Below are 12985 nucleotides of genomic sequence, written 5' to 3'. Positions count from 1 at the left end.
ACCGTGGTCGGGTGGATGCCGAGGAGCGCGCAGCGCACGACGAACACACGGTCACGACCCTCGAACGGCTGCTCGAGGTCTACCCCGCGGCGCCGGCGGCCAACAGCCTCGCCAAGGAGTCGGCGACCATCACGCCGAGCCAGGCGCGGATCATCGACGCGGCACCCTTCGTCGTCGTGGCCACGGTCGGCGACGGCGGCCTCGACCAGTCGCCGCGGGGCGACCGTCCCGGCTTCGTCGTCGTGCGCGACGAGCGCACGCTCGTCATCCCCGACCGCCGCGGCAACCACCGCCTCGACACCCTGCGCAACGTCCTCGCCGACCCGCGGGTGGGCCTGATCTTCCTCGTGCCGGGCCTCGGCGAGGAGCTTCGTGTGCGCGGCACCGCCGTCGTCTCGACGGACCCGGACGAGCTGGCCCGCCACGAGGTCAAGGGCGTGCTGCCGGCCTCGGTGCTCGTCGTGGCCGTCGAGCGCGTCTACTTCCAGTGCGCGCGTGCGATCAAGCGAAGCCGCCTGTGGGACAGCGCGTCACGGGTGGACCCGAAGACCCTGCCGACGGCGGGGGCGATGACGCGTGAGGCCGGCGGGTTCGCCTCCGACGACGAGGCCGCGGCCTATGACGCGGCCCTCGACAAGCGCCAGGACGCGACCCTCTACTGAGGGCACCGGCCCGGCGCGGCGCCCTCCGGCACGACGGCTACGAGTCGCCGTTGGCGATGCGCTCGTGGTGGTGGATGACCTCGGCGATGATGAAGCCCAGGAACGCCTCGGCGAACACCGGGTCGAGGCCGGCGCTGTCGGCGAGCGCCCGCAGCCGCGCGATCTGGCGCTCCTCGCGCTGCGGGTCTGCCGCGGGTAGGTGCTCCTCGGCCTTGAGCCGGCCGACCTGCTGGGTGCACTTGAAGCGCTCCGCGAGCAGGTGGACGAGCGCGGCGTCGATGTTGTCGATGCTGCTGCGCAGCCGAGCGAGCTCGGCGGGGACCTCGGGCACGTCGCTCACCCGGTCAGCCTAGGCGGGTCAGCGCTCGACGAACCCGGAGATTCCGTCCCTCGGAACGCCCTGCTGCACGACGACGCTCTCGACGTGTCCCGGGCGCCGGGTCGTCGACGGGGTCTCGCGCAGCAGCGCCTCGAGCGCGTCGACGGCCGCGCGTCGCCCCTGGGCGACGATCTCGACCCGACCGTCGGCGGTGTTGCGGGCGTGCCCTGCCAGACCGAGCTCGAGCGCGCGGGCGCGCGTCCACCAGCGGAAGCCGACGCCCTGCACCTCCCCGCGCACGAACAGCGTCACGCGGACCGGCGCGCCGGTCACCTCGGCCTCCTGCTCGACACCCACCCCGACACGGTATGCCGCGTGGCGCCGCAACGGGAGCCCCACGCGTACCTATGCTCACATCAGGCACGGCGGTGACTCCACTCACCGCGGCCCACGGAAGGAGCGACGTGACGACGTCGGCGATTTCACGGGCGGCTGACACGGGTCAGACCGCCGACACGGCCACGGGGGCCACCCCCCGATCGGGGCGTGCGCCGTCGGGACGCCCGGCTCGGATCGAGGGCCTGGACGGGCTGCGGGCCCTCGCCATCGTCGGGGTCCTCGTCTACCACCTCAACGCCTCGTGGCTGCCCGGCGGCTTCCTCGGCGTCGACGTCTTCTTCGTCGTCTCGGGCTTCCTCATCACGACGCTGCTCGTCCGCGAGCACCACCGCACCGGCCGGATCGCGCTCTCGCAGTTCTGGGTGCGGCGAGCGCGCCGGCTCGTGCCCGCCCTGGTCCTCTGCGTCGTGACGAGCGTGCTCATTGCACGGGCCGTCAGCCAGGACCTCCTCGTCGACATCGCCCGGCAGATCGTCGGGGCCCTGACCTTCTCGACGAACTGGACCGAGATCACGGCCGGCACGAGCTACTTCGACCAGACCGCGCCGCAGCTGTTCATGAACTTCTGGTCGCTCGCGGTCGAGGAGCAGTTCTACCTGCTCTGGCCGCTCGTGACCCTCGCCCTGCTCGCGGTGTCGAGCCGGGTTCGCGTCGGGGTGGCGGTGGCCGTCGGGGTGGGCTCGTCACTGCTCATGGCGCTGCTCTTCACGCCGGGCACCGACGCCACGCGCGTCTACTACGGCACCGACACCCACGTCGTGGGGCTGATGGCCGGCGCCGCCCTCGCCTTCGCCTGGGCCAGCCCGCAGCTCGCGCTGTGGGTGGCGCCATCGCGGTGGGGTCGCTTCGGGTCGTATGCCGTCCCGCTGGCCCTCGTGGTCCTGCTCGCCGAGATGGTCCTCCTCGACGAGCAGTCCACGGTGACCTTCCGCGGCGGGATCGTGCTCGCGTCGCTCGCGACGGCGGTCCTCGTCATGGGTGTCATCGAGCGACGCCCCGACCGGGTCACCGGCGTGCAGCGGGTCATGCGGCACCCGGTCGCGGGCTGGGTGGGCGCCCGGTCCTACTCCATCTACCTCTGGCACTGGCCCGTCATCCTGCTCGTGGCGCTCGACAACCCGTCTGCGCCCGGCACCACGTCGCACCTGCTGACGCGGCTGTGGTGCGTGCTCGTGACGTTCGCACTCGCCGACCTCACGTTCCGCTTCGTCGAGACGCCGTTCCGCACCCTCGGCTTCCGGGGCGTGGCGACGCGGCTGCGCGGGCACGTCTCGGGCCTGACCCGACGCACCAAGCAGGTCGTCGGCGCGGGCGTCGCCGCCCTGGCCGTCGTGACGGCGGTCATCGTGCTCACCGCCCCCGACCAGAGCGAGACCGCGCGCATGCTCGCCGCCAACGAGGCGGCCGCCGACGGCATGGCGAGCCACTCCCCCGCGACCACGGCGCCCGGTTCGGCGGTGTCGCATCCCGTCGCGACGACCGGTGCGAGCCCGTCCTCGTCGGGAGCGGCGTCCGCGGCCCAGGCTTCGTTCACGATGCCCTCCGGGCCCGAGATCGACGCGTACGGCGACTCGATCATGGTCGGCAGCCTCCAGGCGCTGCGCTACTACTTCCCGGGCATCCGCATCGACGCGAAGTCCAACCGTCGCTGGTCCGACGGTCTCGCCGAGGTCTCCGCGCGCGGTGACGGCAACCGGCGCGCGATCATCCTCGCCTTCGGCACCAACGCCGGCGTCGACGAGGACCGCGTCAAGCAGGTGCTCGACGTGCTCGGCCCGGGCCGCATGGTCGTGCTCGTCAACATCATGGGACCGTTCGCCCGCGTCGACACCGACAACGCGACGCTCGACCTCATCGCCCGCGGGCGGCCCAACGTCATCGTGGCCGACTGGGCCGACGCCATCCGGGCCCACCCCGAGCAGGTCCAGTCCGACCGCATCCACCCGACGATCAAGGGTGCGCACCTCTTCTCCAAGACGGTGCGCCAGGCCATGGCCGACCTGTCGCAGCGCAGCACCGGCAAGGCGGTCGTGCTCAAGGAGCTCCCGATCCCGTGAGCGTCGGGCCGGCGCGCGCACCCTCCCCGACGGCCGAGCTCCAGCCGGGAGCCCGCGCCGTCCGGACCATCGCCATCGTCTCCCCGGGAGCCATGGGGGCGGCCCTGGGGCGCGCGTGGGCGGCCGGCGGCACCCGGGTCGTCGCGACCGTGCGGGGACGCAGCGACCGCACGGCCGCCCTGGCCCGCGGGCTCGAGCTGCTGCCCGACCTCGAGGCCGTCGTGGCCGCTGTCGACCTCGTCGTCAGCATCTGCCCTCCCGGAGCTGCCGACGCAGTGCTCCGATCGGTCATCGACGCGGCCGGGGCGACCGGTTCGACACCGCTGATCCTCGACGCCAACGCCGTGTCGCCCGACCGGGTCTCCGGCCTCGCGGGCCGGGCGGCCGCCGAGGGCCTCGACCTCGTCGACGGGTCCGTCAGCGGCGGTCCGCCGGAGCCGGACGGCGACACGATGCTCTACCTCTCCGGCGCCCGCGCGGCCGAGGTGGCTCGGGTCCCGGCCGTCGGGCTGCGACGGCGCATCGTCGGCGACCGCGTCGGCCAGGCCTCGGCCGTGAAGATGTGCACGGCGTCCGTCTACAAGGGCACGACGGCCGTCTGGGCGCAGGCCCTCCAGACGGCCGAGGCGCTCGGGGTGCTCGCGCCGGTCCTCGACGACCTCGCCGAGGAGCTCCCCGCCCAGGTCGAGGGCGCCGCCCGACGGGTCGCCGTGGCTGCGGCCAAGAGCGGGCGCTTCGTCGACGAGATGGAGAGCATCGCGGCCACCCAGCGCTCGGCCGGCGTCTCGCCCGAGCTCTTCGAGGGGATGGCCGCGGTCTATCGCCGGCTGTCGTCCACGCCGCTGGCGGCCCTCAGCCCTGAGGAGGCACGCGGCCTCACCGACCTGCGCGAGGTCCTGTCCCGACTCACCTGACGCCTCGCGCCCCGGCTCGTCGTGCGTGAGATCGCGCAGGTCGGGTGGCTGACGTGCCCCAGCCGCGCGATCTCGCAGCCGATCTCTCGCCACGCCCCTCGGCTCGGCTCGGCCCAGCTCGGTCAGGCCGGCTCGACGGGGTCGCCGACCCGCAGCACGGCACCGTCGGCAAGGGGCAGCTCCGGCGTGAGTCGGATGCCGAACCACGTGGCACCGTCCCACTTCCGGTGTCGGGCGAGGGTGCGGATCGGCTCCTTGCCGGTGCGCAGGTCGCCGCGGTCGACCGTCGTCATGACGCAGCGGTCGCACACCATCGTCGCCCGGAACGGCACGTCCCCGACGCGGACCGTCGTCCAGGCGTCCTCGGCGAACGGGTCGCTCCCGGAGACGACGACGTTGGGCCGAAACCGGTCGTGCCCCAAGGGATCTCGCGGCCCCTCGCCACGCTCGGCCGCCGTCTCGAGCAGCCAGTCGTTGAGGCGCGCGAGGGACGACTCCGACGTGACGTGGAGGGGTGCGGCGTCGGAGAGCGAGTTGCGGTCGCCATCGGCGCCACCCATGTCCGGACGGATGGGCCGGTGCGTCTCGTCGTCCTGCCACACGAGCCGGAGCGGGCGTCCGACCCGGGCGGTCAGCCACGCATCGGCGTCGGCGCCGGCGGGGAGCGCGTGGTCCTGCCCGGAGAACGCGACGGGAACCGGCGCAGCTCCCCGTGGCGGGCCGAGCTCGAGCGCGTCCGCGCCGGGTGCGACGAGGCGCACTCCCCCGCCGTCGAGCGGCTCGGCCCTCAGGCCGAGGAGCACGTGCTCCTCGCGCGCCGTGACCTTGGTGCCCTCCGGATCGACGACCGCCCAGCGCCGGTCGCCGTGCAGCCCGCGGGCCTCGACGACCGCCTCGTCGACCGGGACCCCGGCGAGCGACTTGACGGGGTAGACGGTCAGCGCCGTGACGAGCAGGCCGTCAGGCCGCGCCGCGGTCACTCCGCGAGCCACGCGGCATACGCGTCGAACGTGTAGGGACGGCCGAGGAAGTCCTCGACGAGGTCGGCCGCGTCGCGTCGCCCGCCCTGCGCGAGGACCTTGTCCCGGTAGGCGCCGGCGACCTCGGGGTCGAAGAGGTCGCCCTTGTCGAAGGCCGAGAACATGTCCTTGGCGATCACGAGCGACCACATGTACGTGTAGTACGCCGAGCTGTAGCCGTCGAGGTGACCGAAGTGGCACTGCATGTGCGTGCCGTCGAGGTACGGGAACACCGAGTAGCGCTCCATGAGCTCGCGCAGGCGGGCCGTGAGGTCGTCGGTCTCGTTGACGTGGAAGTCGTAGGAGAGCGCGGCGTAGAACATCTGCGTCCGGGCGTCGTAGCCCTTGCCGAAGTCGTCGGCCCGGCGCATCGCCTCGACGAGGTCGGCGGGGATGGTCTCGCCGTCGGCGTTTCGGGCGAAGGTGGCGAGCACGTCGGCGTCCCAAGCCCATTCCTCGAGCATCTGGCTCGGGGCCTCGACGAAGTCCCACTCGGTCGCGACGCCCGAGAAGCGCACCCACTCGGTGCGGCCGGCGAGCACGTGGTGCACGAGGTGGCCGAACTCGTGGAAGAGGGTGACGACCTCGTCGTGCTCCATGAGGCCGCGGTTGAAGTTGCAGACGAGCACGCCCTCGGCGAGCTGTGTGCCGTCGACACCGCGCGCGAGGTCGAACTGGGCCGCGTGCTTGTACTTCCCGTCGCGCGGGTGCAGGTCGAGGTGGATGCGGCCGATGCGCTCGCCGTGGAAGGAGACGTCGTAGGTCGCGACCTCCTCGTGCCACGTGCGGGCGTCCTCGCGCGGCACCGGCGACCACTCGAGCCCGAAGAGCCGGCCCGTCACGTCGAGCAGCCCCTGGCGCACCGACTCGAACGGGAAGTACGTGCGCACGCGCTGCGCGTCGACGGCGAGGTCCTCCTTGCGGACGAGCTCGGCGTAGTAGGAGACGTCGGCCCCGTCGATGTCGGTGGCGTCGGGACGGTCCTGGCGCAGCCGCTCGAGCAGCACCGCCTTGTCGCGCTCGGCGCTCGTGGCCGACAGCTCGGTGATGCGGTCGACGAACTCGCCGATGGCGTCCCCGCTGCCGATCATCTTGACCTCGGCGTCGTAGTCGGCCCAGGAGGCGTAGCCGAGGAGAGAGGCGTGCTCCCGCCGGACCGAGAAGATCTCCTGCAGGACGCGGTCGTTGGCCGGCCACGCGATGGTGAGGAACTCGGTGACGAGGTCACGGCGGGCCTGCGCGTCGTGCGCGAAGGTCCGGAAGGGCACGACGTCGGGGTAGTCCGTCGTCACGGTGACGAGGCCGTCGTCGTCGACCGGGTGCGCCTCGACCCAGTCCTGCGGCAGCCCCGCGAGCCGGTCGGGCGTCACCCGGATGCTGCGGACGTTCTCGCGGATGTTCTTGCTGAACTCTTGGCTGAGCAGGATCGCGCGCTCGCTCAGCGCACGGAGGCGGTCGCGGGTCTCCTCGTCGCGGTCGACGCCCGAGCGACGGAAGTCGCGCAACGTCCTCTCGAGCACCCTCGTCGCGTCGGCGTCGAGGGTGCTCGCGTCGAGCCCGGCGAGGACGGCATACAGCTCGGTGTCGAGACCGAGGTCCGTGTCGAGCTTCTGCACCTGCTGGGCCACCGACTCGGCGCGCTCGCGCACGGCCGCGTCCGGGTGCACCTCGGAGAAGAGCGACCCGACGGACGCGGCGTTGGACAGCGCCGTCTGTGCGTCGTTCCAGACCCGGAGCACCTCGAGCGGCTGCTTCGGCGGGTCGCTGCGCAGGCCCTCGACGAGGGACCGCGCCAGCGCGAGCTGCTGCTCGCCGCGGGCGCCGACCCAGTCGAGCCAGTCGCTGTCGAGGGGCAGGGGCAGGTGCGTGGGCTCCGTGGTCACAGACGGCACTGTATGCCGCCACCCGCCCCTCGCGTCGACCACTATTCCCAGAGCTGCAGCGAGCGGGTCATGATGCCGGCCAGGTCGTCGGGTCCGACCTCGCGGGGACTCGTCGCGAGCAGCCGCTGCTGCTTGAGCGAGCCCTCCACCAAGGCGTCGACGTCGCGCTCGTCGTAGCCGACGGCCCGGAGGCCGTTCGGCATGTCGATGTCGCGCATGAGGTCGACGAGGACGCCGGGAAGCACGTCACGTGGCTCGGACTCCCAGCGGCTGCCGTGCGCCGGGTCGAGGAGCCGGGCCGCGGCGAGGTGCCGCTCGGGGTCGGACCCGAAGGTCCACCGGAACGCCTCGGGCGCCGTCAGCGCGACCGCCATGCCGTGCGGCACCATCGGCTCGTCGCTCGGGTAGCCGTGCGGGTGGAAGTCGCGCACCCGGCCGGCGATGGGGTACGCGTTGGCGTGCGGCACGTGGACGCCCGCGTTGCCGAACCCGAGGCCGGCGAACGTCGCCGCGAGCGCCATCTCGCCGCGGGCGGCCTCGTCGGAGCCGTCGCGAACCGCCGTCCGGAACGCCTTGGCCAGCAAGGACATCGACCGCTCCGACCACATGTCGGCGATCGGGTTGCTGCCGCAGTAGGGCACGCGCTCGCCGGGCTGCTTGCGCTCGTAGCTCGTGAACGGCCGGGCCGTCCAGCTCTCGAGGGCGTGGCAGAGGATGTCCATGCCGGCGCTCGCCGTCACCCCCGCGGGCTGGGTGGCCGTGAGTCGAGGGTCGACGACGGCGAGGCTCGGCCGGAGCCGCACGTGGGAGATGCCCGTCTTGACCTTGAGCGAGAGCACGTCGAGGACGCAGATCGTCGTGCTCTCGGCTCCGGTCCCGGTCGTCGTGGGCACCGCGACGAGGGGCGCGAGCGGGCGGGTCGGTGCGCGACCGGCACCGACCGGCGCGTTGACGTAGTCCATGAGCTCCCCGCCGTCGCTGAGGAGCAGGTCCACCGCCTTCGCGGTGTCGATGGCCGAGCCACCGCCGACGGCGACGTAGCCGTCGAACGGTCCGTCCGCTCGGGCCCGATCGACCGCGGCGAGGAGGCTCGCATCGGTCGGCTCGACGTGCGCCGAGTCGTGGACGACGACCTCGACCCCGAACCCGCGGATGCCGTCGGCGACGCGGTCCGGCCAGCCGGTCGCGAGCACGCCGGCATCGGTGACGACGAGCACCCGCGACGCACCGAGCACCAGGAGGTCGTGCCCGATCTCGTCGGCCGCGCCCGCGCCGAACTTCAGCTGCGGAGCGCCGTAGGTGAAGACGGACTCGGGGTTCGCGGGAGACCACGTCATGGGCCCACCCTAGGGTGGACGCATGGCCACCGCCGCGACCGTCAGCACCCTCGTCGTCGGCGCCGGGCAGGCCGGCATCTCGCTCGTCACGGCCCTGCGCGAGCTCGGTGACACAGGGCCCGTCGTGCTCGTCGGCGCCGAGCCCGAGCCGCCCTACGAGCGCCCACCCCTGTCGAAGAGCTACCTGCGCGGCGAGCACGACCGCGGCTCCCTCGTCTTCCACGACGCCGCCTGGTTCGCCGACCTCGGGGTCGAGCTCGTCACCGGTGAGCCCGTCGTGACGATCGGCCGGGACGCCTCCGGAGGGAGCGCCACGACGGCCTCGGGCCGGACCCTCACCTTCGAGCGCCTCGCCCTGACGACGGGTGCGGTCAACCGCGGCCTGGGGGTCGAGGGCGCCGACCTCGACGGGGTCCACTCGGTGCGCACCCTCGCCGACGCCGACCGGCTGGCGCCTCGGCTCCACGCGGCTCGAGAGGTCGTCGTCGTCGGCGGTGGTTTCATCGGGCTCGAGATCGCCGCCGGAGCTCGGGCACTCGGGTCCGCTGTCACCGTCGTCGAGGCCACGGACCGGCTCCTCGGCCGCGCCGTCACCCCGATGCTGTCGGAGGCCGTGCGACGCGCGCACGAGCGCCGCGGCACGCGGATCCTCCTGCGCTCCGACGCCGTCCGCGTGACGGGCGAGGGCGGACGTGCCACGGGTGTCGAGCTCGGCGACGGCACCGTGGTACCCGCCGACCTGCTGGTCGTCGGGATCGGGGCCGTCCCCAGCACCGCCCTCGCCGCGCAGCTCGGCCTGCTCGTGGAACCTCGGGGCATCGTCGTCGACGAGTACGCCCTCACCTCCGACGGGGTCACCGTCGCGGCCGGCGACTGCGCCGTCGGACCCAACCCGTTCGACCGCGGCGAGCCGGGCGCGATGCGGCTGGAGAGCGTGCCGCACGCGACCGACCAGGCGCGGGCGGCAGCGGCGACCCTCGTCGGCCACCCGACGGCATACGACCGCGTGCCGTGGTTCTGGAGCGACCAGGGCGACCTGCGGCTCCAGATGGCGGGGCTCCCGCACGGCGCCGACCGGACCATCGTGCGGGGCGACGTCGCAGCCGAACGCTTCTCGCTGCTCAGCTACCGCGACGGGCTGCTCATCGCCGTCGAGTCGGTCGGCGTCCCGACCGACTACCTCGCCGTGAAACGAGCGCTCGAGAAGGGTATGACGATCGAAGCCGACAGCGCGGCGGACACCTCCGTCCCGCTCAAACGGCTCATCACGAGGGCACGCGGCACTCGCACATCCTGACTCGCCCGGCTTGAGAGGCTGCGCTAGCGTCGGTCGTCGCTCAACGAAGGGACTGAACGCATGCACGCACTGGCGGGTCTGCCCACGGCGGACGCCCTCATCAGCGCCAAACCGGTCGACTACGTCATCATCGCCCTGTACTTCGTCTTCGTCCTCGGCATCGGGGTCATGGCGAGGCGCGCGGTGTCCGACTCCATCGACTTCTTCCTCTCCGGCCGGTCGCTGCCGGCCTGGGTCACCGGCCTCGCCTTCATCTCGGCGAACCTCGGTGCCGTCGAGATCATGGGCATGTCGGCCAACGGTGCCGAGCTCGGCATCTCGACCGTGCACTACTTCTGGGTCGGGGCCATCCCCGCCATGCTCTTCCTCGGCGTCGTGATGATGCCCTTCTACTACGGCTCCAAGGTGCGCTCGGTCCCCGAGTTCATGTTCCGCCGCTTCGGCACCGGTGCCCACCTCGTCAACTCGATCAGCTTCGCCGTCGCGCAGCTGCTCATCGCCGGCGTCAACCTCTACCTGCTCGGCTCGATCGTGCACGCGCTGCTCGGCTGGCCGCTCTGGGTGGCGCTGCTCGTCGCCGCCGCGATCGTCCTGTCGTACATCACGCTCGGTGGCCTGTCGGCCGCGATCTACAACGAGGTGCTCCAGTTCTTCGTCATCGTGGCCGCCCTGCTGCCGCTGACCCTGATCGGCCTGCACCGCGTCGGCGGCTACCAGGGCCTCAAGGACAAGGTCACGGAGTTCGCCACGTCGGCTCCGGCGTCGGCGGGCGTCCCGTCGGCCGAGCAGCAGCTCCACTCGTGGCCGGGCCAGGCGCTCTCGGGCTTCGACTCGCCGTTCTGGTCGGTCGTCGGCATCGTCTTCGGCCTGGGCTTCGTCCTGTCCTTCGGCTACTGGACGACGAACTTCGTCGAGGTGCAGCGGGCCATGGCCTCCAACTCGATGTCGGCGGCTCGCAAGACACCCATCATCGGGTCGTTCGCCAAGATGTTCGTGCCCTTCCTCGTCATCATCCCCGGCATGGTCGCCGCCGTGCTCGTCAAGGAGATCGGCGAGCTCAAGGCGGGCGGCACCCCGCCGGGCGGCGCATCGGGCGAGGGCGTGAAGTACAACGACTCACTCCTCCTGCTCATGCGCGACATCCTGCCCAACGGGCTGCTCGGCGTCGCGATAGCCGGACTGCTCGCCGCCTTCATGGCCGGCATGGCGGCCAACATCTCGGCGTTCAACACCGTCTTCAGCTACGACCTGTGGCAGCGCTACATCCGCAAGGACCACAGCGACGACTACTACCTGCGCATCGGCCGTCTGGCCACCGTGGGAGCGACGGTCATCGCGATCTTCACGGCCACCATCGCCAGCTCCTTCAGCAACGTCATGGACTACCTCCAGTCGCTGTTCGGGTTCTTCAACGCACCACTGTTCGCGACCTTCATCCTCGGCATGTTCTGGAAGCGCATGACGGCAACCGCCGGGTGGGTCGGCCTGACGGCCGGCACGCTCTCGGCCGTGCTCGTCGCGTTCCTCAGCGAGGACGGCTTCGGGTCGGCGAGCCTCGGGGTCATCCCCCTGAGCGGCCAGGGCGCCGCGTTCGTCGCGGCGTCCGCGGCGTTCGTCGTCGACATCGTGCTCAGCGTCGGCGTGTCGCTCGTGACCGAGCCCAAGCCGTCTTCCGAGCTGCGCGGTCTCGTCTACTCCGAGACGCCGAGAGAGGAGCTCGTCGACCCCCAGGAGCGCACGATGCCGTGGTTCCGCCGCACCCTTCCCCTGGCCGGCATCTCCCTCGGCCTCGTCATCATCCTCAACTTCTTGTTCTGACAGGAGTCTCGACATGAGTGACCAACACCGGCTCGACGCACCTGACCCGGACGGGAAGCGGGGCGAGAAGCACACCGCGGGCGCCTTCGACATCCGCAACTTCATCGGCGCCCTGCTGGGCCTCTACGGCCTGATCCTCCTCGTCATGGGGATCTTCGGGGACCAGGCGCTGCAGAAGACCGGCGGCGTCAACGCCAACCTGTGGGCCGGCATCGTGCTGCTCCTCATGAGCGCGTTCTTCTTCGTCTGGGCGCGGATCAAGCCGATCGTCGTGCCCGAGCACGTCGAGCCCGTCGACGACGACCCGGTGCGTCCCGCGCCGAAGCGTCGCCCGACCGGGAGCTGAACGAACGGCACGGTTCGCCGACGGACCGACCTGACGAGAACGCCGCGGCCCGTCCACCGTCCCCGACGGTCAGGACGGGCCCCGGCGTCTCGGGCGAGGCTGACAGACGGGGCACGAGAAGGACGAGCGGTTCATGAACTGCTCGCGCCGCATGATCGTGCCGCAGCGGTCGCAGGGCGTGCCCGCGCGGCCGTACGCATGGAGCGACCGGTCGAAGTAGCCGCTCGCCCCGTTGACGTTGACGTAGAGCGAGTCGAAGCTCGTGCCGCCCTGACCGAGCGCCTCCGCCATGACCTCGCGTGCTCGGTCGAGGACGGCGGAGAGCGTCGGCTTGGTCAGCGACGAGCACAGCCGCTCGCCGTGCACCTTGGCGCGCCAGAGCGCCTCGTCGGCGTAGATGTTGCCGATGCCGGACACGAGCGACTGGTCGAGCAGGGCCCGCTTGACCGCACTGTCGCGCTGCTTCATCCGCCGCACGACGGCCGCCTGGTCGTAGACCGGCTCGAAGGGGTCGGGAGCGATGTGGGCGACGGACTCGGGGATGCCGTCGGGACGCAGCGGCGACAGGGCGAGGCCGCCGAAGGTGCGTTGGTCGACGAAGCGCAGCTGCGGCCCGCCGTCGGCGAAGTCGAAGCGGGCGTGGCAGTGCTTCTCGAGCGGAGCGTCAGCGGGCTCGACGAGCATCTGCCCGCTCATCCCGAGGTGCACGATGAGCGCGTCCTCGCCGTCGAGGGCGAGCCAGAGGTACTTGCCGCGACGCGAGGCCGCGGTGACGGTCACGTCGTGCAGTCGCGCCGCGAGGTCCTCCGGCCCAGCGTCGTGACGACGCGCGACGCGGACGCCCGTGACCCGGGCACGCGTGACGTGGCGACCCACGACGTGGTCGGCGAGGCCGCGGCGGACGACCTCGACCTCGGGCAGCTCCGGCACGCGC

The 12985-nt window shown here is 72.1% G+C and carries 12 protein-coding genes; 6 read left to right on the top strand and 6 right to left on the bottom strand.

Translation table 11 applies throughout. The features are described 5' to 3' along the window. Positions 1–11 precede the first annotated feature (11 nt). Positions 12–662, top strand: coding sequence for an MSMEG_1061 family FMN-dependent PPOX-type flavoprotein (locus ASE25_RS08005; protein ID WP_056824574.1), 651 nt, complete (start codon positions 12–14; stop codon positions 660–662). A 37-nt stretch (positions 663–699) separates the two neighbouring features. Here ASE25_RS08005 and ASE25_RS08000 read toward each other — a convergent pair whose 3' ends face one another. Further along, positions 700–1002, bottom strand: coding sequence for a chorismate mutase (locus tag ASE25_RS08000; RefSeq protein ID WP_056770093.1), 303 nt, complete (start codon positions 1000–1002; stop codon positions 700–702). An 18-nt stretch (positions 1003–1020) separates the two neighbouring features. Then, a complete protein-coding gene (locus ASE25_RS07995) occupies positions 1021–1338 on the bottom strand; it encodes an acylphosphatase (protein WP_056824571.1) in 318 nt (105 codons plus the stop codon). Positions 1339–1445: 107 nt separating this feature from the next. Here ASE25_RS07995 and ASE25_RS07990 point away from each other — a divergent pair, with 107 nt between their 5' ends. Then, positions 1446–3437, top strand: a complete 1992-nt coding sequence (locus ASE25_RS07990) for an acyltransferase family protein (protein WP_056824569.1) — start codon at positions 1446–1448, stop codon at positions 3435–3437. Continuing rightward, a complete protein-coding gene (locus ASE25_RS07985) occupies positions 3434–4351 on the top strand; it encodes an NAD(P)-dependent oxidoreductase (protein WP_200959020.1) in 918 nt (305 codons plus the stop codon). Before ASE25_RS07990 ends, ASE25_RS07985 begins: the two co-directional genes overlap by 4 nt. 122 nt (positions 4352–4473) lie before the next feature. On the opposite strand, the gene ASE25_RS07980 is transcribed toward ASE25_RS07985, so the two are convergent. The 3 genes from ASE25_RS07980 to ASE25_RS07970 are packed head-to-tail and all read right to left on the bottom strand — an operon-like array spanning position 4474 to position 8590. Continuing rightward, positions 4474–5343: an MOSC domain-containing protein gene (locus ASE25_RS07980; protein WP_235508599.1), complete on the bottom strand. Its 870-nt coding sequence runs from the start codon at positions 5341–5343 to the stop codon at positions 4474–4476. Beyond that, positions 5328–7253, bottom strand: a complete 1926-nt coding sequence (locus tag ASE25_RS07975; RefSeq protein WP_056770102.1) for a M3 family metallopeptidase — start codon at positions 7251–7253, stop codon at positions 5328–5330. The genes ASE25_RS07980 and ASE25_RS07975 overlap by 16 nt, the downstream gene beginning before the upstream one ends. A 41-nt stretch (positions 7254–7294) precedes the next feature. Continuing rightward, complete coding sequence (locus tag ASE25_RS07970; protein WP_056824566.1) at positions 7295–8590, bottom strand: hydroxyacid-oxoacid transhydrogenase; 1296 nt, start codon at positions 8588–8590, stop codon at positions 7295–7297. Positions 8591–8612: 22 nt separating this feature from the next. Between ASE25_RS07970 and ASE25_RS07965 the strand changes: the two genes are divergently transcribed. Genes ASE25_RS07965 through ASE25_RS07955 form a run of 3 tightly spaced genes read left to right on the top strand, consistent with a single transcriptional unit; the run spans position 8613 to position 12051 of the window. After that, positions 8613–9887: an NAD(P)/FAD-dependent oxidoreductase gene (locus tag ASE25_RS07965; protein ID WP_056824564.1), complete on the top strand. Its 1275-nt coding sequence runs from the start codon at positions 8613–8615 to the stop codon at positions 9885–9887. Between the two features lie 60 nt (positions 9888–9947). After that, complete coding sequence (locus ASE25_RS07960; protein WP_056824561.1) at positions 9948–11705, top strand: sodium:solute symporter family protein; 1758 nt, start codon at positions 9948–9950, stop codon at positions 11703–11705. A gap of 13 nt (positions 11706–11718) precedes the next feature. Beyond that, a complete protein-coding gene (locus ASE25_RS07955; RefSeq protein ID WP_056824558.1) occupies positions 11719–12051 on the top strand; it encodes a hypothetical protein in 333 nt (110 codons plus the stop codon). Between the two features lie 69 nt (positions 12052–12120). Here ASE25_RS07955 and mutM read toward each other — a convergent pair whose 3' ends face one another. Further along, a complete protein-coding gene (gene mutM, locus ASE25_RS07950) occupies positions 12121–12981 on the bottom strand; it encodes a bifunctional DNA-formamidopyrimidine glycosylase/DNA-(apurinic or apyrimidinic site) lyase (protein ID WP_056770117.1) in 861 nt (286 codons plus the stop codon). Positions 12982–12985 lie beyond the last annotated feature (4 nt).

This window comes from Terrabacter sp. Root85, from assembly GCF_001429185.1.
In the GTDB taxonomy this organism is placed as follows: domain Bacteria; phylum Actinomycetota; class Actinomycetes; order Actinomycetales; family Dermatophilaceae; genus Terrabacter.
This window is presented reverse-complemented; position numbering and strand designations above follow the sequence as displayed.

Coding starts and splice junctions, on each gene's coding strand:
- ASE25_RS07970 (WP_056824566.1), bottom strand. CDS start 8,590: ATGACGTGGTCTCCCGCGAACCCCGAGTCCGTCTTCACCTACGGCGCT.
- ASE25_RS07965 (WP_056824564.1), top strand. CDS start 8,613: ATGGCCACCGCCGCGACCGTCAGCACCCTCGTCGTCGGCGCCGGGCAG.
- ASE25_RS07960 (WP_056824561.1), top strand. CDS start 9,948: ATGCACGCACTGGCGGGTCTGCCCACGGCGGACGCCCTCATCAGCGCC.
- ASE25_RS07955 (WP_056824558.1), top strand. CDS start 11,719: ATGAGTGACCAACACCGGCTCGACGCACCTGACCCGGACGGGAAGCGG.